This window comes from Serratia rhizosphaerae, from assembly GCF_009817885.1.
GTDB lineage: Bacteria > Pseudomonadota > Gammaproteobacteria > Enterobacterales > Enterobacteriaceae > Serratia_B > Serratia_B rhizosphaerae.
In genome coordinates, this window is sequence record NZ_CP041764.1 from 874,213 (window position 1) to 893,902 (window position 19,690).

The 19,690-nt window shown below is 57.0% G+C and carries 14 protein-coding genes and 6 tRNA genes; 14 read left to right on the forward strand and 6 right to left on the reverse strand.

Annotation, left to right across the window (positions count from 1 at the left end):
* The first annotated feature begins 187 nt into the window (after positions 1–187).
* From ybfE to fur, 3 genes are all read left to right on the forward strand, one after another.
* Positions 188–475, forward strand: coding sequence for a LexA regulated protein (gene ybfE, locus FO014_RS04125; protein WP_160027943.1), 288 nt, complete (start codon positions 188–190; stop codon positions 473–475).
* 223 nt (positions 476–698) lie between these two features.
* Complete coding sequence (fldA, locus tag FO014_RS04130) at positions 699–1,238, forward strand: flavodoxin FldA (protein ID WP_105230132.1); 540 nt, start codon at positions 699–701, stop codon at positions 1,236–1,238.
* A gap of 315 nt (positions 1,239–1,553) precedes the next feature.
* The gene (gene fur, locus FO014_RS04135) at positions 1,554–2,000 is read left to right on the forward strand and encodes a ferric iron uptake transcriptional regulator (RefSeq protein ID WP_105230131.1); all 447 of its coding nucleotides are present in this window, start codon (positions 1,554–1,556) and stop codon (positions 1,998–2,000) included.
* Between the two features lie 114 nt (positions 2,001–2,114).
* Here fur and FO014_RS04140 read toward each other — a convergent pair whose 3' ends face one another.
* The 5 genes from FO014_RS04140 to nagE all read right to left on the reverse strand — a co-directional run bounded on the left by FO014_RS04140 (position 2,115) and on the right by nagE (position 11,154).
* Positions 2,115–4,778 carry a family 20 glycosylhydrolase gene (locus tag FO014_RS04140; protein ID WP_160027945.1) on the reverse strand — a complete coding sequence of 888 codons (2,664 nt, stop codon included), beginning with the start codon at positions 4,776–4,778 and terminating at the stop codon, positions 2,115–2,117.
* A gap of 2 nt (positions 4,779–4,780) precedes the next feature.
* Complete coding sequence (chiQ, locus tag FO014_RS04145) at positions 4,781–5,122, reverse strand: ChiQ/YbfN family lipoprotein (protein WP_160027947.1); 342 nt, start codon at positions 5,120–5,122, stop codon at positions 4,781–4,783.
* Positions 5,123–5,170: 48 nt separating this feature from the next.
* Positions 5,171–6,616: a chitoporin ChiP gene (gene chiP / locus FO014_RS04150; RefSeq protein ID WP_160027949.1), complete on the reverse strand. Its 1,446-nt coding sequence runs from the start codon at positions 6,614–6,616 to the stop codon at positions 5,171–5,173.
* 588 nt (positions 6,617–7,204) lie between these two features.
* Entirely contained in the window at positions 7,205–8,872 is a 1,668-nt protein-coding gene (glnS, locus tag FO014_RS04155) for a glutamine--tRNA ligase (protein ID WP_160027951.1), read from the reverse strand.
* Between the two features lie 251 nt (positions 8,873–9,123).
* Positions 9,124–11,154 (reverse strand): N-acetylglucosamine-specific PTS transporter subunit IIBC, encoded by a 2,031-nt coding sequence (gene nagE, locus FO014_RS04160; RefSeq protein WP_160027953.1) that lies wholly within the window; start codon positions 11,152–11,154, stop codon positions 9,124–9,126.
* A gap of 333 nt (positions 11,155–11,487) precedes the next feature.
* Here nagE and nagB point away from each other — a divergent pair, with 333 nt between their 5' ends.
* The 11 genes from nagB (at position 11,488) to FO014_RS04215 (ending at position 18,353) form a co-directional block, all read left to right on the forward strand.
* A complete protein-coding gene (gene nagB / locus FO014_RS04165; protein WP_160031348.1) occupies positions 11,488–12,288 on the forward strand; it encodes a glucosamine-6-phosphate deaminase in 801 nt (266 codons plus the stop codon).
* A 22-nt stretch (positions 12,289–12,310) separates the two neighbouring features.
* The gene (gene nagA, locus FO014_RS04170; protein WP_160027955.1) at positions 12,311–13,450 is read left to right on the forward strand and encodes an N-acetylglucosamine-6-phosphate deacetylase; all 1,140 of its coding nucleotides are present in this window, start codon (positions 12,311–12,313) and stop codon (positions 13,448–13,450) included.
* A gap of 23 nt (positions 13,451–13,473) precedes the next feature.
* Entirely contained in the window at positions 13,474–14,697 is a 1,224-nt protein-coding gene (nagC, locus tag FO014_RS04175) for a DNA-binding transcriptional regulator NagC (RefSeq protein ID WP_105230123.1), read from the forward strand.
* Between the two features lie 58 nt (positions 14,698–14,755).
* A complete protein-coding gene (locus FO014_RS04180) occupies positions 14,756–15,508 on the forward strand; it encodes an HAD-IIA family hydrolase (protein WP_015671317.1) in 753 nt (250 codons plus the stop codon).
* 352 nt (positions 15,509–15,860) lie between these two features.
* Positions 15,861–17,525, forward strand: coding sequence for an asparagine synthase B (asnB, locus tag FO014_RS04185; protein WP_105230122.1), 1,665 nt, complete (start codon positions 15,861–15,863; stop codon positions 17,523–17,525).
* Between the two features lie 219 nt (positions 17,526–17,744).
* Positions 17,745–17,821: transfer RNA gene (locus tag FO014_RS04190), tRNA-Met, on the forward strand.
* A gap of 8 nt (positions 17,822–17,829) precedes the next feature.
* Positions 17,830–17,914: transfer RNA gene (locus tag FO014_RS04195), tRNA-Leu, on the forward strand.
* Positions 17,915–17,942: 28 nt separating this feature from the next.
* A tRNA-Gln gene (locus FO014_RS04200) sits at positions 17,943–18,017 on the forward strand.
* A 47-nt stretch (positions 18,018–18,064) separates the two neighbouring features.
* A tRNA-Gln gene (locus FO014_RS04205) sits at positions 18,065–18,139 on the forward strand.
* Between the two features lie 39 nt (positions 18,140–18,178).
* A tRNA-Met gene (locus tag FO014_RS04210) sits at positions 18,179–18,255 on the forward strand.
* A 23-nt stretch (positions 18,256–18,278) separates the two neighbouring features.
* Positions 18,279–18,353 (forward strand) — tRNA-Gln (locus FO014_RS04215).
* A gap of 126 nt (positions 18,354–18,479) precedes the next feature.
* Here the strand turns inward: FO014_RS04215 and ubiF are convergent.
* Positions 18,480–19,661: a 3-demethoxyubiquinol 3-hydroxylase gene (gene ubiF / locus FO014_RS04220; protein ID WP_160027957.1), complete on the reverse strand. Its 1,182-nt coding sequence runs from the start codon at positions 19,659–19,661 to the stop codon at positions 18,480–18,482.
* Between the last annotated feature and the right edge of the window lie 29 nt (positions 19,662–19,690).

The window sequence follows — 19,690 nt, forward strand, 5'->3', positions numbered from 1 at the left end:
TGTCGTTGCGACGCCTGCTGGGGTAAGATGGCGCGCTATAATTTTTGCCGCCATCCCCAGCGTGCTGTCCGGCGCCAGATTGGGGGCAAAGTTGGCTTAGGTTGTAACGACCTGAACGGTATTAACCACAGCGTCCGGAAGCAAACCATCGCTTTTTGAGGCTAATTCCCTTGCAGTACCGCTACCTATGGCAAAAGAAAACACGGATCGCACGACGCTGGATCTGTTCGCAGATGAACGCCGTCCGGGGCGCCCGAAAACCAACCCGTTATCCCGTGATGAACAGCTTAGAATTAATAAGCGTAATCAGTTACGGCGCGATAAAGTACGTGGATTACGGCGTGTGGAACTGAAAATCAACGCGGAAGCGGTGGAAGCGCTGAACAAGCTGGCCGAACAGCGCAATATCAGCCGCAGCGAACTGATCGAGCAGATGCTGCTGGCGCAGCTGGCGGAAGAGCAGCCGTCGCAATAATAACGTGCGCCTGCCGCACACGGCGTAAGGATGATGCTCGCTTAACGCCGCCTTACTTTCCGGCATCGCATGAACGCGATAAAACCCCGGAGCAAATTTCTGGCATGATAGGCGTTTACCGGTAGGACCCAGGTCTTTACCAAGACGCCACTTTACAACGATACCGATGCGATCAGCAGGCGAAACGTATTGTAATTTATTGAATTAAAAGGTTATACGCAATATGGCTAACGTAGGCATTTTCTTTGGCAGCGACACGGGCAATACCGAAAACATTGCCAAGATGATTCAAAAGCTCCTTCGCAAAGATTTCGGCGATGATGTTGCTGAGATTCACGACATCGCCAAAAGCAGCAAAGAAGATCTGGACGCATTTGACATTTTGCTGCTGGGCATCCCGACCTGGTACTACGGTGAAGCACAATGTGACTGGGACGACTTTTTCCCGACGCTGGAAGAAATAGACTTCAACGGTAAGCTGGTTGCGCTGTTCGGCTGCGGCGATCAGGAAGACTATGCCGAGTACTTCTGTGACGCGATGGGCACCATCCGCGATATTATCGAACCACGCGGCGCTGCCATCGTCGGCCACTGGCCAACCAAAGGCTACCATTTCGAAGCCTCCAAGGGTCTGGCGGACGATGACAACTTTATCGGCTTGGCCATTGATGAAGACCGCCAGCCGGAACTGACCAACGAACGCGTGGAAGCCTGGGTCAAACAGATTGTTGAAGAGCTGAGCCTGGCCGATATCATCGGCTGATTCAACGCTCCGCAATGCTGCGATAGGTGGCCCTGCTGAGCGGCGGGGCCGTTATCGGCATCACGGATTGAAGCAATAGAAGCTACATATTAGTAACTTCCCTCCCCGTCACGGTAGACTTTGGCCCCGGTTTATCCCATTCATCAAGATGTTGCACGCGCAACATGTAACGGCGCAGTAGGCTTTTGTTAACAACCGGCGGTTTCCATTTAGGGCAACCGGTTCTATAATGAGACGCTATTAACGCTTTGTGCCGACCGATGCCACAGGCAACAATGCCTCAACTGATTAGCATAGTAACAGGACTGAATCCGCATGACTGACAACAACACCGCATTGAAGAAGGCCGGCTTAAAAGTCACGCTTCCGCGACTCAAAATCCTGGAAGTGCTGCAAGATCCGGCTTGCCATCATGTCAGTGCGGAAGATTTGTATAAGAAACTGATCGACATGGGCGAAGAAATTGGTCTGGCGACGGTTTACCGCGTACTGAACCAGTTCGACGACGCCGGTATCGTCACGCGCCATAACTTCGAAGGCGGCAAGTCAGTATTCGAACTGACCCAACAGCATCATCACGATCACCTGATCTGCCTGGACTGCGGCAAAGTGATCGAATTCAGCGATGAGTCTATCGAACAACGTCAGCGCGATATCGCCAAACAGCACGGCATCAAACTCACCAACCACAGCCTGTACCTGTACGGCCACTGTGCCAGCGGTGACTGCCGTGAAAACGACACGCTGCATAACAAGAAGTAAAGCTGGCCTGCCAGCGTAAACAGGAACCGCCGCACGGCGGTTTTTTTATGCCTGCCGATCGTGGGTGAGCTGCGGCGCCCGCCGTTATACCGTTCGGGCGCCGCAGACGTTGACTTAAGCCGCTACCGGCTCCGCGCGGCTAAAGCGCTTGCCATCCGGGCTTGCCGAACGAATCTGCACTTCGCCCTGCACCGCCGGCCTGGCGGCATCATCATAACGCTGCCAACGCTGGCCGCCGTCGGTCGAATATTCGATCGTCAGGCCCGGCAGCGCAATATTGGCCTCCAGCCTGCCGCCGACAATACGGGCGCCCGGCACCGGCAGACGGTAACTGATTCCGCCCGCATCCAGCTTGGCCAGTTCGCGCTGCCCCAGAATATTGGCAAAAATCAGCCACTCCTGCGCCAGCTTTTTGGTATCGACAAACTGCGTTTCACCGCCCTTATATTCGCGGCCCGCCTGATAGTCCAGCTCCCATTCGGCACGGTGCCAGGCGCGTTCGGCCACCGACAGCGCGCGCGGGAAGATCATATACTCCATCTGCGGATCGGTGCGCACCACCTCGCTCCACAGCTGGGCGGACAGACCATACGCTCCCGGCCACGGCTTATCGCTCTTGGCGGTAAAGGCGTTGCCGTCGCGGTCAACCGAGGTTTCCGCGTTTTGCGGCATATTGTCCGGCGCAAAGCTGAAGATTTTCCGTTCGTCGCTGAAGCGGGTGCCCCAGTAATAGCCGCTGTCGTTCGGGTTCACTTCATACGGGAAGTCCAGATAGACATAGTCCGGGTTGGAAACCACCACTTCATAGCCCTTGTTGGCCCAGTCGTTCACCGAGTCAAAACCGCCCCAGTACAGAGTATCCCAGAAGTTGACGCCCACGCGCGAGGTGGCGAACGCTTTGGCGTCTTTGGCATCTTTCAGGCCATCCTGCCAGGCCTGCATCCGATCGATGCCGTGCGCCTTCACCAGCTTGCTGACTTCCTGACCGAAGTAGCTCGGCAGATGTGCCATATCCGCCACTTTGCCGCTGTCGATAAGCCGTTGGCAGGCCTGTGACTTCGCCCATGGCTTGTCTTCTTTGTTCAGGTCAAGCATGCCCTTGCCCGCTTCCGGCTTCTTCACATCGGTATAGCCGGCGCCCAGCCGGATGTTTTTCGCCTCGTCGCCGCCAAAGTGCCAGGTGCCGATCGGCTGCCCCGCCTGCTGATGCATCTTGGCAATTTCCCCCATCACTTTGTCAACAAAGCGGGTGGAAGAGTCCAGACATGGGTTCAGGTAGCTCTGGCGGTTGAAGAACTGCACCGAGGTGGTGTTCGAGGTGTCGGTCGGATCCACCAGCCGGTACTCCTGCGCTTCTTGCTGTTTGCCCTGCGCATGCAGTTTCTTATAGCGCGCCTCCATGGCGATCACCGCCGCACGGGCATGCGCCGGCATGTCGATTTCCGGAATCACCTCAATATGGCGCGCCTGCGCATAGTTGAGAATGTCGATGTAATCCTGACGTGAGAAGAAACCGCCGTACACATCCGGCCCCTGACCGTACTGCGGCAGCAGGCAGGTGGTTTCGCTCAGGTCATGGCAGCGCTGTCCGCCAACCTCCGTCAGCTCCGGCAGGCCGGGGATTTCAATACGCCAGCCCTCATCGTCGGTCAGATGGAAATGGAATTTATTCAGCTTATAGGCCGCCATTTGATCCAGCAGGCGCAGCACCGCATCTTTATGGTGGAAGTTACGCGCCACGTCGAGGAACAGGCCGCGATAGGCAAAGCGCGGCGCGTCGCGCGCTTCCAGCGCGGCAATCTTTTTATCGCCGTGCAGCGGGATCAACGACAGAATTGACTGCAGGCCGTAGAACACCCCGCTCTGATCAAAGCCGGTAATCCGCGCCTCTTTCTCGCCCAGCGTCAGAATATAAGCGCCGGGCTGCGCCATTTTTCCGCTGAACGACGCCGGATTAACCTCCGTCTTTATCGGGTAGCCCGCCGCCGCGCTCGGCACGCCAAGCTGTGCAAAACGGTCGCGCACCACGTTCGCCGTCGCCTGATCCAAGGCGTCAAGCGCCAGCGCCACGCCGTTGCCAAGATCGATATCCTGCGCATGAACCTGCACCGACATCGGCGTCGGGATGATCTGGCCACGCAGCGAGGCGGCCGGCAACGTCTGCAGGTCCGCGTTACGCGTAAAGCGCGAGGCCGGCGTCATCAGCACGTTTTTATCCTCTTTGGTGCGCTTCCATTGATCGCCGGTAAACGGCGCCACGAACCGATCCAGATCCTCGGTATCGGTGTTGGTCAGCACTTTCGGCTTGGCATCGCCGGAAGTCGCATACCAGCGCGGCAGGAAATCCGTCTTAAACAGCTGCCAGTATTCGGCCACGATGGGAATGTCCACCGCCTGGTTGGCCGGGAAGCCCCGGAACGCGTCGGTCGGCTCCAGCTTGTACAGATCGCCGGTCAGGTGAGTGATGCGGAACTGTTGGTTGCCCACCTCCAGCGTCTGCCGCGGGCTGTGGAAATAGATCGCCCAATCTTTGGCGGTAATCGCCTGGCCGTCGTTGGCCAACGTGATCAGCACCTTGTTGCAGGCCGCCCAGTCGGCGCCCAGCCTGGCGCAATCCACGCCGCTGTCGGCCGCGCGGTTGTCCAGTATTTTGATATTCAGCTTCAGCTGGCTAAGGCGATCCACCAGCGGTTGATCCGCCATGGCGTTGCCGATCGCGCCGAACATGCCGGCGGTCGCCGCCAGTACGGCCAGGGCACTCAGTTTAAATCTGTTCATCTTCAGCCTCCTTGGTCATCGTGGTTATTGGCCCGAATTTCTTGCCACAGCTTGCCGCAGCGCTCGTGATACGCCTGGCCGTCGCCGCTGTGCAGCGCCTGAATGCATTTTTGGTAATCCATCACGCGTACCGTTTCCTGTTCAGCAAACGGCTGGTGCCGTTGCTCTTGCCGCAAGACATCCAGTACCGCCTGGCAGGAGTACAACTTTTCCGGCGAGCCTTCTGCGGTATTGATGCAGGCGGCGTATGCCTGCCGTAAGCGGCCGTCTTCCGGCGCCGCCTGCGGCTGTACGCAGCCCGCCAACCCTACCGCTACGGTTACCGCCAACATGCGTTTCTTCATGAAACTGTCCCCTGTCATCCCGCCCCGGCCGCAAAGCCGAGGCAGCGATTAAAAAATGGTGAACGGTGCGATAACCATAAATTTGACGTCGCGTTCATCCTGGAAGATGTTGCCGTAGCCGCCGCCCCAACTCGGAATATCGGAATGGTTGTCATACTGCGTGAAGTGCAGCTTGAATAACGTGCCTTTGGCGCGCCCTTCCTGCACGGTGTACATCGCATCCAGACTGTAGGCGCTCTCTTTCAGACGCTGGTTCTGATCGTAAATCGGGTTAGTGCTCGGTTTGGCGTCCCAGGCGTAGACGTAAGAGCCGCCGACCGCCCAGCCCGGCAGGTTCCATTTGCTCAGGTCGTACATCACTCCGGCGTAGAGCGCTTTCTCACCGTTGGCGTTAAAGTCGGAACGGTTGTCCCACCACACATCCAGGCGGCCGTTCGAGGAGGCATAGGTCGGCGTCATACGCTGCAGGAAGTAGCCCTGGTTACCTTCGGCCTTGACCATGGTGCCTTCCAGACGCCAGGTAAACTGGCCGGTGGTGTAGCCGAAGGTCAGCGCCTGCAGCCAGGCCAGCCCGTCGTAAATGCTGTTAGGATCGTGCTTATCGCTGATGCGGTCTTCAGCGCCGTAGAATTGATAGCTGGTGGTGAGCGGGTTGCCGAACAGTTCAAATTGGTAGGCGGCCTTGGCGAAATACTGGTTCACATAGCCTTGCGCCTGACCAAAGGCCGCTTCCAGCACCAGATCGTTTTTAAAATCATATTTGGCGCCGATAGAGTGCAGATAGGAAACCGACGTTTTCCTGTCATTCTGGCGGAAGTCATCCATCTCAATATGCCATGGAGCCTTATATTTATCGGTCCACATATAAGAGAAGCTGAGAGCACCGGCATCACCGTAGTCGAAATTGGCGCCGGCCTCCGCGCCGCGATAGGTGCCCGGTAAAAAGCTCCAGTGCGGCGCCAGCAGCGTTTGGCCGCTGGGTTGGATATAACCGGCGCGCGCCCAGAGCGGACCATATTTGAATTTGGCGGCGGCTTTGTACAGACTCACCCCGCCCTTATCCCCCTGATACGTTTCGTCATAGGTGCGGTTGCTGCTGGAGAACGAGATTTCGTTCGGGTGGCCGCTGTCTTTGCTTTCCGCAATTTCAATCGCGCTGAAGGCGGCAATATCCAGACCCAGCATGTCCCAGGCGTAGCCGGAACTGAAATCCAGGCTCAGGTTGGCGGTTGCATGCGACAGATTGGTGGTATAGCTGTTGTAATCGGGGTTATTGACCGTGACGCTGCTGCCGTCCGGCCTGGTCATCTCTTTGGTTTTATTTAAATCTTTACGATCGCGTTCGCGCTGCCAGTAATACACGCCGCCGCTTAGCGTGGAATCCTCGATAAATCCTGCTGCCTGCGCCGCCGGGGGCATCGCCAACCCTGTCCCCAACAGCGCGCCCGCGACAGCAAGCGTCAGCGTATTACGCCGAACACCGTGCGTAGCCATAATGAAATTCCTCTTTGACATAAAAAGCGCGGCCACCGCTGCCCATCACTGCCTCGAACGACCGCTAATAAAAAACCCTGAAACGGGTAAAAAGTGTTGCCGTCGGAAAAACCCCACAGCATTTATTGCTAATTACAGACTATTTTTCGCGATGCGAATTATCAAATGAAAAATACAACAAGTTTGTCAAAGTATGACAAGGAGCACATATTGATGAGGATTTGTTACTCAGTGAAAAAATAGCGAGGGATGATACAAAAACACAATAAAATCAAAAATAAAAATAGATATTCGACAAACAGCCGGCTAGTTGAATGGTTTCAGCGCTGGCAAGTTCACAAAACAACAAAGGTCAGAGAGCGCTCTCTTATTTTTATTATTTTTCATCACGAATATATAAATTTATTTTACATCTAACAAAGAAAATGCGACGAATAAAAAATAGCAGGCACTGTTTACGCCTGAGTGGTACTGTAAAAAATAAAACGACGCGCAATTACTGCAATAATATTAATGTATCGGCGGAAAAGGCAAAAAAAAGCGCAACCGAAGTTGCGCTTTAATCAGCGAAATGGCCGTAATAGCGGTTTACGCGCCCACTTTAGCCCAGGTGTCACGCAGGCCCACGGTGCGGTTAAACACCAGATGCTCAGCCGAAGAGTCGCGGCTGTCGGCACAGAAATAGCCTTCGCGCTCAAACTGGTAGGCGTGCTCAGGCTGCGCCTGAGCCAGGCTTGGCTCGACAAAGCCCTGCTTGACCACCAGCGATTCCGGATTAATGGTGGCCAGGAAGTCTTCCGCCGCCCCCGGGTTTGCTACGCTGAACAGACGGTCATACAGGCGGATTTCCGCCGGCACGGCATGCGCCGCCGACACCCAGTGAATCACGCCCTTCACCTTGCGGCCGTCGGCCGGATCTTTGCTCAGCGTCTCTGCATCGTAACTGCAGAAAATGGTGGTGATATCGCCGGCATCGTTTTTCTCAACGCGCTCTGCCTTGATGACATAAGCATTGCGCAGGCGCACTTCCTTGCCCAATACCAGACGCTTGTACTGCTTGTTGGCTTCTTCACGGAAGTCAGCGCGGTCGATATACACTTCGCGGCTGAACGGCACTTCACGGCTGCCCATTTCCGGCTTGTTCGGATGGTTAGGCATCGTCACCGTTTCCACCAGATCCGCCGGCAGGTTCTCGATCACCACTTTGACCGGATCCAGCACCGCCATGGCGCGCGGCGCGTTCTCATTCAGATCGTCACGGATGCATGACTCCAACGCCATCATTTCAACGTTGTTATCCTGCTTGGTCACGCCGATACGCTGACAGAATTCGCGGATAGAGGCGGCGGTATAGCCGCGGCGGCGCAGACCGGATACGGTCGGCATACGCGGATCGTCCCAGCCTTCCACGACCTTCTCGGTCACCAGCTGGTTCAGCTTGCGCTTCGACATGATGGCGTACTCAAGGTTGAGTCGCGAGAATTCATACTGACGCGGGTGGCAAGGAATAGTGATGTTATCCAGCACCCAGTCATACAGACGACGGTTATCCTGGAACTCCAGCGTACACAGCGAGTGAGTAATGCCTTCCAGCGCATCGGAAATGCAGTGGGTGAAGTCGTACATCGGATAGATGCACCACTTGTTGCCCGTCTGGTGGTGTTCAGCAAACTTGATCCGATACAGCACCGGGTCGCGCATCACGATAAACGGCGAGGCCATATCAATTTTGGCGCGCAGGCAGGCGGTGCCCTCGGCAAACTCGCCGTTACGCATTTTTTCGAACAGCGCCAGGTTCTCTTCCACCGTACGATCGCGGTACGGGCTGTTTTTGCCCGGCGCGGTCAGGGTGCCGCGATATTCGCGAATTTGCTCCGGCGTCAGTTCATCAACGTAGGCCAGGCCTTTGCCGATCAGTTCAACGGCATACTGGTGCAGCTGGTCGAAATAGTCAGAGGAGTAACGAACGTTGCCGCTCCATTGGAAACCCAGCCACTCTACGTCATGCTTGATGGAGTCAACGAACTCGAGATCTTCCTTCACCGGGTTGGTATCGTCAAAACGCAGGTTGCACTGCCCTTGGTAATCCTTGGCGATGCCAAAGTTCAGGCAGATGGATTTCGCATGGCCGATGTGCAGATAGCCATTAGGTTCAGGCGGGAAGCGGGTATGAACCGTCGTATGCTTCCCTGACGCCAGATCTTCATCGATGATCTGACGGATAAAATTGGTTGGGCGGGCTTCAGCCTCACTCATTTCACTATTCCTCAAATGCAAAGTGCTTCACATAACCGCCTATGATCCAACAAGCCACGCTTGGAAACAACCGTTAGTTTCAGCAAAAAAGATGATAACTGCCCCATCATGCGCCATTGCACCGGGAAAGTGCAACCAGTCCCCGGACACCCAATAAAAAAGCGGGAAGAGATTGCTCTCTTCCCGCCAAACGTCGGGTGCGTCCCGTCATGACTCGTTGGCACCCAATCAGGTACTACTCAGGTAAACCGTTATTTTTTGATTACGTACAGTCGGGTCTGGCCGGCAACCACGTTACCGCTTGCCAGTTCATCCAGGCCGGCGTAATCATCCACGTTGCTGACTACTACCGGGCTGATCATCGAGCGCGCATTGGCATTCAGGAACTCAAGATCCATCTCCAGCACCGGCTCGCCGGCTTTCACCTCGGCGCCTTCTTCCACCAGGCGCTTAAAGCCCTGGCCGTTCAGCGCCACGGTATCAATGCCCATATGCACCACCAGCTCAACGCCCTTGTCGGTTTCCAGGCAGAAGGCATGGTTGGTGTTGAAGATTTTCACTACAGTGCCGTCTGCCGGCGCCACTACGGTGCTGTCGGTTGGTCGGATTGCCACGCCGTCTCCTACCGCTTTGCTGGCAAAGGCTTCGTCCGGCACCTGATCCAGCGCCACGACCTCGCCGCTGACCGGCGCGACCATCGCTTCCAGCACCACGGTCTGCGGCGCATTAGGCACCGCCTGCGGCTTCGCGTCAGCCTGCGGCGTCGTCGGCACGCTGGCGGCGGCTACCGGGCCGGCAGCCACAACGCCGCGCATCGCGCTGGCGATCAGCTCGGCCTGCGTTCCCACAATCACCTGGACGCTCTGTTTGTTCAGGCGAATCACGCCGGAGGCGCCCAGGCGTTTCGCCAGCGCATCGTTCACCAGCGCAGAGTCTTTCACATTCAGACGCAGGCGGGTGATGCAGGCGTCAATCCCGGTCAGGTTATCGGAACCGCCAATCGCGCTCACATAGCGGCGGGCCAGCGTGGTGGTGGCGTTTTCATCTTTCCCGGCGGCGGCGTCAACATCGTAACCGTCGGTTTCATCACCGGCGACCGCCAGCTCGCGGCCCGGGGTCATCAGGTTGAACTTGGTGATGGTGAAACGGAACACCGCATAGTAGATAACGAAGAACACCAGCCCCTGCGGGATCAGCATGTACCAGTGGGTGGCCAGCGGGTTGCGGGAGGCGAGCGCCATATCCACCAGGCCGGCGCTGAAGCCGAAGCCGGCAATCCAGTGCATGCTGGCGGCGATAAAGACGGAAATACCGGTCAGAATAGCGTGGATCACGTACAGCACCGGCGCCACAAACATAAAGGAGAACTCCAGCGGCTCGGTGATGCCGGTGAAGAAGGCGGCAAACGCCGCGGCCATCATGATGCCCGCCACTTTGGCCTTGTTCTCCGGACGCGCGCAGTGGTAAATCGCCAGCGCCGCACCCGGCAGGCCGAACATCATGATAGGGAAGAAGCCCGCCTGATAACGGCCGGTAATGCCCACTACCGCCTTGCCGGCTTCAATAGACTGCTGGCCGCCGAGGAAGTTAGGAATATCGTTGATGCCGGCCACGTCAAACCAGAACACCGAGTTCAGCGCATGGTGCAGGCCGACCGGAATCAGCAGCCGGTTGAAGAAGGCATACAGACCGGCGCCGACCGAACCCATTTTCTGAATATATTCACCGAAGTTCACCAGACCGTTAAAGATAAGCGGCCAGACGTACATCAGGATAAAGGCGACCAGAATCATCAGGAAGGAGATCAGGATCGGCACCAGACGGCGGCCGCTGAAGAACGACAGCGCCTTCGGCAGCTCGACGCTGCTGAAGCGGTTGTAGATTTCGGCGGAGATAATCCCCACCAGAATCCCCACGAACTGGTTTTCAATTTTACCAAATGCGGCAGGCACCTGATCCAGCGGGATTTTCTGAATCATCGATACCGCAGCCGGCGAACAAAGGGTAGTCAACACCAGGAAGCCGACAAAGCCGGTCAGCGCAGCGGCGCCGTCCTTATCCTTCGACATCCCGTAGGCGACGCCAATGGCGAACAGCACCGACATATTGTCGATAATGGCTGAACCAGACTTAATAAAGAAAGCGGCGACCGCGTTGTCGCCGCCCCAGCCTACCGGGTCAATCCAGTAGCCGACGCCCATTAATATCGCGGCGGCCGGCAGCGTGGCGACCGGCACCATCAAGGCGCGCCCCACCTTTTGTAAATAACTAAGAATGTTCACCTTTTCCCCCTATTCATCCGCGAACGGACCCTATTGGCAGTTTATTGAGAAGCCTCACTGCCTTTTTTAAAAATACGCATGGCACACATTACTATGCGGAGTGTAAAAAAATTAATTCGTATCGCAAATTAAAACCTCCCCTTTTGTGATTTAAATCACCAAAAAGGTCAGATTAACGGCGGCATTGCTAGCCATCGCACAAAACTTATTTTATCATTAAAAAAATCGATACTGAGGCTCCCTAACGCAGAAACAACAAAGCTGAATTAGGCTTAAGCCTTCTGACAGGGCTCGTTCAGTATAGCCATAGTTTACTTACCCAAGAGGTGTATGATGAGACTTATCCCACTGAAAGATACCGCACAAGTAGGCAAATGGGCCGCCCGCCATATCGTACAACGCATCAATGCCTTCAACCCTACGTCGGAGCGTCCGTTCGTGCTGGGCCTGCCGACCGGCGGCACCCCGCTGGAAGCCTACAAACATCTGATTGCGATGCACAAAGCAGGTGAAGTAAGCTTTAAGCACGTTGTGACGTTCAATATGGATGAATATGTTGGCCTGCCGCAGGAGCACCCGGAAAGCTATCATACCTTCATGTATCGTAATTTCTTTGATCACGTTGATATCCCGCGTGAAAATATCAACCTGTTGAACGGTAACGCACCGGATGTCGACGCCGAATGCCGCCGCTACGAAGAGAAAATCAAAGCCTACGGCAAAATTCACCTGTTTATGGGCGGCGTGGGGATTGACGGCCATATCGCCTTTAATGAGCCGGCCTCTTCGCTGGCGTCCCGCACCCGCATCAAAACGTTGACCGAAGATACCCGCATCGCCAACTCGCGCTTCTTCGGCGGCGACGTCAGCCAGGTGCCGAAATACGCCCTGACCGTCGGCGTCGGTACCCTGCTGGATGCGGAAGAAGTGATGATTCTGGTGACCGGCCACGCCAAGGCGCAGGCGCTGGAGGCGGCGGTAGAAGGCAACGTCAACCATATGTGGACCATCAGCTGCCTGCAGCTGCACGCCAAAGCCATCGTGGTGTGCGACGAACCGTCCACCATGGAGCTGAAGGTTAAAACCGTTAAGTACTTCCGTGAACTGGAAGCGGAAAGCGTGAAGAATCTTTAATTTTTTGTTTGTAGGGGGCTACATGTTCGCTTTAACCCACGGCCGTATTTACACCGGCCACGACGTACTTGATGACCATGCGGTAGTGATTGCCGACGGCCTGATTGAACGAGTCTGCCCGCTGGCCGAACTGCCGGCCGGCATCGAAACGCGCGACCTGGGTGGCGCCCTGTTAGCCCCCGGTTTTATCGATGTTCAGCTGAACGGCTGCGGCGGCGTACAGTTTAACGACGCGCTGGAGGCCATCTCTGAAGAGACGCTGGAGATCATGCAGCGCGCCAATGAGAAATCGGGCTGCACCAGCTACCTGCCGACGCTGATCACCAGCAGCGACGAATTTATGAAGCACAGCATCGAAGTGATGCGCGCTTATCTGAAAAAACAGCACAATCAGGCGCTCGGCCTGCACCTGGAAGGGCCTTACCTGAGCCCGCAGAAAAAAGGTACCCACAACCCGGCCTTTATCCGCCGCGCGGACAAAGAGATGGTGGACTATATGTGCGCCAACGCCGATGTCATCACCAAGGTGACGCTGGCGCCGGAAATGGTGGAGCCGCACTTTATCACCCAGCTGCGCGACGCGGGCATCATCGTCTCCGCCGGCCACTCCAACGCCACCTATGAGCAGGCGCGCACCGGCTTTGCCGCCGGCATCAGCTTCGCCACCCACCTGTATAACGCCATGCCGTATATTACCGGCCGCGAGCCGGGGCTGATGGGCGCGATTTTCGATACGCCGGAAGTGTATACCGGGATCATCGCCGACGGCCATCACGTCGCCTGGGCGAGTATCCGTAACGCCAAGCGCATGAAAGGTGATAAGTTGGTGCTGGTTACCGACGCCACCGCGCCGGCGGGCGCCGATATTGATCAATTTATTTTCGCCGGTAAAACCATATACTATCGTGACGGGCTGTGCGTGGATGAGAACGGCACCCTGAGCGGTTCTGCGCTGACGATGATCGACGCGGTGAAAAACAGCGTGGAGCATGTCGGCATCGCCCTGGATGAGGCCCTGCGTATGGCCACGCTCTATCCGGCGCGCGCCATCGGCGTAGACCAGCGTTTGGGCAGTATCGAAGCCGGTAAAGTGGCGAACCTGACCGTCTTTACCCGCGATTTCACCATTACTAAAACGCTCGTTAACGGTAACGAGGTTTAATCAGACAGCGAGTAACTTTATTAATGAGCACTGGCGGACAGGCACAGATAGGCAACGTAGATTTAGTTAAACAGCTTAACGGCGCAGCAGTATATCGCCTGATTGACCAGCAAGGGCCAATCTCGCGCATTCAGATCGCCGAACTTAGCCAACTTGCCCCCGCCAGTGTGACTAAAATTACCCGCCAGCTGCTGGAGCGCGGGCTGATCAAAGAGGTCGATCAGCAAGCCTCCACCGGCGGCCGCCGCGCTATCTCCATCGTCAGCGAAACCCGCCAGTTTCACACCGTCGCCGTGCGTCTCGGCCGGCACGATGCCACCATCACCCTGTATGATATGAGCGGTAAATCGCTCGGTGAAGAACACTACCCGCTGCCGGAACGCACGCAGGAGACGCTGGAAAACGCCCTGTTCAACGCCATCGAGCAGTTTATCGCCAGCTATCAACGCAAACTGCGCGAGCTGATCGCCATTTCGGTGATCCTGCCGGGGCTGGTCGATCCGTCGCTCGGCGTGGTGCGCTATATGCCACACATCGGCGTCGATAACTGGCCGCTGGTCGATAACCTGCAGCAGCGCTTCAACGTCACCAGCTTCGTCGGCCACGATATCCGCAGCCTGGCGCTGGCCGAACACTACTTCGGCGCCACGCGCGACTGTGAAGACTCCATTCTGGTGCGGCTGCACCGCGGCACCGGCGCCGGCATTATCGTTAACGGCCAGATCTTCCTCGGCAATAACGGCAACGTCGGCGAAATCGGCCATATTCAAATCGACCCGCTCGGTGAACGCTGCCACTGCGGCAACTTCGGCTGTCTGGAAACCGTCGCCGCCAATGCCGCCATTGAACAGCGGGTGCGTCAGCTGCTGGCGCAGGGCTATCCCAGCAAGTTGCTGTCGCCGGACGACTGCGGCATCAACGCCATTTGCAAGGCCGCCAACCGCGGCGACCTGCTGGCCGGCGAAGTTATCGACCACGTCGGCCGCTACCTGGGCAAAGCGGTGGCGATCGCCATCAACCTGTTTAATCCGCAAAAAGTGGTGATCGCCGGCGAAATTACCGAAGCGCACAAAGTCCTGTTGCCGGCGATACAAAGCTGCATCAATAATCAGGTACTGAAAGATTTCCGTAAAAACCTGCCGGTAGTGACCTCGGAACTTGACCACCGTTCGGCGATCGGCGCCTTCGCCCTGGCCAAGCGCGCCATGCTCAACGGCGTGCTGCTGCAGCGCTTACTGGAAAGCTGACCCTATTTTCAGGCGGATGGCATCACGCCCTCCGCCCTCTTGATGAGATCCCCCCACCATGACGATTAAAAACGTAATCTGTGATATCGACGGCGTACTGATGCATGACAACACCGCCGTTCCCGGCGCCGACCGCTTTCTGGCGCGCATTCAGGAGCAGGGCATGCCGCTGGTAGTGCTGACCAACTACCCGTCGCAGACCGCGCAGGATCTGGCCAACCGCTTTGCCGCCGCCGGCCTGGACGTGCCGGAAAGCGCGTTCTATACCTCGGCGATGGCCACCGCCGACTTCCTGCGCCGTCAGGAAGGTAAAAAAGCCTATGTGGTCGGTGAAGGCGCGTTAATTCACGAGTTGTACAAAGCCGGCTTCACCATCACCGATATCAACCCCGACTTTGTGATTGTCGGCGAGACCCGCTCCTACAACTGGGAGATGATCCACAAGGCCGCCTATTTCGTCAGTAACGGCGCGCGCTTTATCGCCACCAACCCGGATACCCACGGCCACGGCTTTGTCCCGGCCTGCGGCGCGCTATGCGCTCCGATCGAAAAGATCACCGGCCGCAAACCGTTTTACGTCGGTAAACCCAGCCCGTGGATTATTCGCGCCGCGCTGAACAAGATGCAGGCCCATTCGGAAGAGACGGTGATCGTCGGTGATAACCTGCGCACCGACATTCTGGCCGGCTTCCAGGCCGGCCTGGAAACCATTCTGGTGCTGTCCGGCGTCTCCACGCCAAACGATATTGAAAGCATGCCGTTCCGCCCGACCTATATCTTCCCGTCGGTTGCCGATATCGACCTGTTCTGATCGTCACGACGGCGGGTTCCCCGCCGTCGTATCATGTAACCCCCGCCAGTACGTTGAGTTTTATTTAGCTCCGATAGCCTGTTTACTGCTTCATTTTTCCCGCTGCGACACGCTGCAAAAACCACCAGCAACGCGATTTATTTAACGAATCCTCAAAAAATAGCGCTTAAATATAAATATCCGCTAATTTTCACCCCATCACCGATAACTATTTTTCTCCTGAATATGAAAACGCTTGCGCCCGACGTCGTTTTTGGCGCATTTTCATAAACACCCCGCAGCCATCGTCCCGGCTGCGTATAACAGCAAAAACAACATCACAGTCCCAGAAAAGTCGTTTAGGAGAGTTTGTATGTGTTCTATTTTCGGTGTGCTCGATCTGAAGTCCGATCCTGCTGAGCTGCGTAAAAAAGCGCTCGAGCTGTCTCGTTTGATGCGCCACCGCGGCCCGGACTGGTCCGGCATTTACGCCAGCGATAAAGCCATTCTGGCGCACGAGCGTCTGTCGATCGTCGATGTTAATAACGGCGCGCAACCGCTGTATAACGCGGCACATACTCACGTTCTGGCGGTAAACGGCGAAATCTATAACCACCAGGCGCTGCGCGACGCATTGAGCGACCGCTATCAGTTCCAGACCGGCTCCGACTGTGAAGTGATCCTGGCGCTGTATCAGGAAAAAGGCCCGGCGTTCCTCGACGATCTGCAGGGAATGTTCGCCTTCGCGCTGTATGATGCGGAAAAAGACGCCTACCTGATCGGCCGCGATCATATCGGCATTATCCCGCTGTATATGGGCTTTGATGAGCACGGCAACCTGTTCGTCGCCTCGGAAATGAAGGCGTTGGTGCCGGTCTGCCGCACTATTAAAGAATTCCCCGCCGGCAGCTACCTGTGGAGCCAGGACGGCGAGATCCGCCAATACTACCAGCGCGACTGGTTTGACTACGACAGCGTTAAAGACAGCGTCACCGACGCCAATGCGCTGCGCAATGCGTTGGAAGAATCGGTAAAAAGCCACCTGATGTCCGACGTGCCTTACGGCGTGCTGCTGTCCGGCGGCCTGGACTCGTCGGTAATTTCCGCCATCACCAAAAAATACGCCGCGCGCCGCGTGGAAGATCAGGAGCGCAGCGAAGCCTGGTGGCCTCAGCTACACTCCTTTGCCGTCGGCCTGCAAGGCTCGCCGGATCTGCGCGCCGCGCAAGAGGTGGCCAACCACCTCGGCACCGTGCACCATGAAATTCACTTCACCGTGCAAGAAGGCCTGGACGCCATCCGCGACGTGATCTATCACATTGAAACCTACGACGTCACCACCATCCGCGCCTCGACGCCGATGTATCTGATGTCGCGCAAGATCAAGGCGATGGGCATCAAGATGGTGCTGTCCGGCGAAGGCGCCGACGAAGTCTTCGGCGGCTACCTCTACTTCCATAAGGCGCCGGACGCGCACGAGTTCCACGACGAGACGGTGCGTAAACTGCTGGCGCTGCATATGTTTGACTGCGCGCGCGCCAACAAGGCGATGTCCGCCTGGGGCGTTGAAGCGCGCGTGCCGTTCCTCGACAAGAAATTCCTCGACGTGGCGATGCGCATCAACCCGCAGGATAAAATGTGCGGCAACGGCAAAATGGAAAAGCACATTATTCGCGAGTGTTTTGAGTCCTATCTGCCGGCCAGCGTGGCCTGGCGCCAGAAAGAGCAGTTCTCCGACGGCGTGGGCTACAGCTGGATCGATACGCTAAAAGAGGTGGCTGCACAGCAAATCAGCGACCAACAGCTTGAAAACGCACGTTTCCGTTTTCCGTACAACACGCCGACGTCAAAAGAAGGCTACCTGTACCGTGAGATTTTCGAAGAGCTGTTCCCGCTGCCAAGCGCCGCCGAGTGCGTGCCGGGCGGCCCGTCGGTGGCCTGTTCGTCAGCCAAGGCGATTGAGTGGGACGAATCATTCAAAAAAATGGACGACCCGTCCGGCCGCGCCGTCGGCGTACACCAGTCCGCATATCAGTAAACGGCTATATATCAACATGACGGCGAACCTGCGGGTTCGCCTTTTTGTTGATGTTTTAAACCATAAATTGAATGAATTGCCGATTTTATCGCCATACTGTTCACAACCCAGACAAACGGCACCCTGCAACGCTTTTTCGGCAAAAAACTTGTTGACGCAAATCGGTCATATACGCATAATGCGCCCCGCAACGCCGATGAAGGTAGCGCGAAAAAAGATGGCTACGTAGCTCAGCTGGTTAGAGCACATCACTCATAATGATGGGGTCACAGGTTCGAATCCCGTCGTAGCCACCATCTTTTTTGCGGGAGTGGCGAAATTGGTAGACGCACCAGATTTAGGTTCTGGCGCCGCAAGGTGTGCGAGTTCAAGTCTCGCCTCCCGCACCACTCTCTTCATCGTCGTCGGCTCTGCTGATGGGGTATCGCCAAGCGGTAAGGCACCGGTTTTTGATACCGGCATTCCCTGGTTCGAATCCAGGTACCCCAGCCATCTTCTCTCTGGGAAGGCGGTCAGCAGGAAAGATTTGTAACGGTTGTTGGGGTATCGCCAAGCGGTAAGGCACCGGTTTTTGATACCGGCATTCCCTGGTTCGAATCCAGGTACCCCAGCCATACAAACAACCTGCAAGTCGATAAAGCAATATTTAGCGCGGCTACGTAGCTCAGCTGGTTAGAGCACATCACTCATAATGATGGGGTCACAGGTTCAAATCCCGTCGTAGCCACCATTGCTAAGTTTGCTTTCAACAATTGGGGTATCGCCAAGCGGTAAGGCACTGGATTCTGATTCCAGCATTCCGAGGTTCGAATCCTCGTACCCCAGCCACATTTAGAAAAGCCCACTTCGGTGGGCTTTTTGCTTTTCTGTTGCTGCCTTTAACATGCAAATAAAGAAAAAGGCCGGGAGTCCCGACCTTCTGTTTATCACGCCGTACGGTGCCGGCCCGACAGCTTATAAGCCCAGCGCATACTTCAGCGCTTTTTGTTTCAGCCCCCCGGCGCGTTCGGCGGCCATCAGCGCCAGATTGCGCGCTACGCCAAGCGGCGCCAGGCGATTGCTGAAGGCGGTATAAAACAGATCCATCCCGCTCTGCATCAGCAGGTTGTCGGCGCGGCGCCGGCGCTGATAGCGCTGCAGCACCGCCTCGCTCGACCATTCCTCACCCCGCTCGCGCGCCTCCAGCAGCACATTCAGCAACGCGTCGACATCGCGGTAACCCAGGTTAACCCCCTGCCCGGCCAGCGGGTTGATGGTGTGCGCCGCGTCGCCGACCAACGCCAGACCCGGCAGGACGTAACGCTGGGCATGGCGGCGCACCAGCGGGAACGAGCCGGCGGCATGCGCCTTCACCGCGCCGAGCCGCGCCGGAAACGCCGCGGCAATCTCCTGCTCCAGCTGCGCCATCGGCATGCTTTGCAGCTGACGAATGCGTTGCGGGCTGTCGTACCACACCAGCGAAGCCCAGTCGTCATACAGCGGCAGGAAAGCGCGCGGCCCGGAAGGGAAGAACTGCTGCCAGGTGGCATCCTGTTGCGGCGCGCCGGTCTGCACGGTAATCAGCATGCAGGACTGACGATACTGCCAGCCGCTGACGCCGATATCCGCCAGCGTGCGCACCTGCGAGTGCGCGCCGTCGGCGCCGACCACCAGCCGCGCCGTCAGCGTCTCTCCGTCATCCAGCGTCAGCCGCCATGCGTCTTCCCCACGCTGCAGCGCCTGCAGCCTGGCCGGACAATGCAGCGTCAGCGTGTCGCAGTGCTGCAGTTGCTGCCACAGCGCCAGCTGCAGCAGGCGGTTTTCCACCATAAACCCGAGTTCGGGCAGGCCCAGCTCGGCCGCGTCGAACGCCACCCGCGCCGATTCCCACTCCCAGGTTTCCAGCCGGCGGTACGGCGCCGAGCGCATCTGCGCCAGCGACTGCCAGGCGCCCAGCTGTTTCAACAGAGCGACCGAGGCACAGCCAATGGCGGAAATCCGCAGATCCGGCGCGCTGTGCGGATCAAACGCCGCCGGCGCCTGATGCTCCAGCAGCGCCACGCTAAATCCGGCCTGCGCCAGCCCCAGCGCGGCGGCCGCGCCGACCATGCCGCCGCCGACCACGGCGACGTCGTACTCTGTTTGAGAAGTCTTCATGTTGGTTATGCTTGTTGGTTGGTGAGCGC

Coding starts and splice junctions, on each gene's coding strand:
- ybfE (WP_160027943.1), top strand. CDS start 188: ATGGCAAAAGAAAACACGGATCGCACGACGCTGGATCTGTTCGCAGAT.
- fldA (WP_105230132.1), top strand. CDS start 699: ATGGCTAACGTAGGCATTTTCTTTGGCAGCGACACGGGCAATACCGAA.
- fur (WP_105230131.1), top strand. CDS start 1,554: ATGACTGACAACAACACCGCATTGAAGAAGGCCGGCTTAAAAGTCACG.
- FO014_RS04140 (WP_160027945.1), bottom strand. CDS start 4,778: ATGAACAGATTTAAACTGAGTGCCCTGGCCGTACTGGCGGCGACCGCC.
- chiQ (WP_160027947.1), bottom strand. CDS start 5,122: ATGAAGAAACGCATGTTGGCGGTAACCGTAGCGGTAGGGTTGGCGGGC.
- chiP (WP_160027949.1), bottom strand. CDS start 6,616: ATGGCTACGCACGGTGTTCGGCGTAATACGCTGACGCTTGCTGTCGCG.
- glnS (WP_160027951.1), bottom strand. CDS start 8,872: ATGAGTGAGGCTGAAGCCCGCCCAACCAATTTTATCCGTCAGATCATC.
- nagB (WP_160031348.1), top strand. CDS start 11,488: ATGAGACTTATCCCACTGAAAGATACCGCACAAGTAGGCAAATGGGCC.
- nagA (WP_160027955.1), top strand. CDS start 12,311: ATGTTCGCTTTAACCCACGGCCGTATTTACACCGGCCACGACGTACTT.
- nagC (WP_105230123.1), top strand. CDS start 13,474: ATGAGCACTGGCGGACAGGCACAGATAGGCAACGTAGATTTAGTTAAA.
- FO014_RS04180 (WP_015671317.1), top strand. CDS start 14,756: ATGACGATTAAAAACGTAATCTGTGATATCGACGGCGTACTGATGCAT.
- asnB (WP_105230122.1), top strand. CDS start 15,861: ATGTGTTCTATTTTCGGTGTGCTCGATCTGAAGTCCGATCCTGCTGAG.
- ubiF (WP_160027957.1), bottom strand. CDS start 19,661: ATGAAGACTTCTCAAACAGAGTACGACGTCGCCGTGGTCGGCGGCGGC.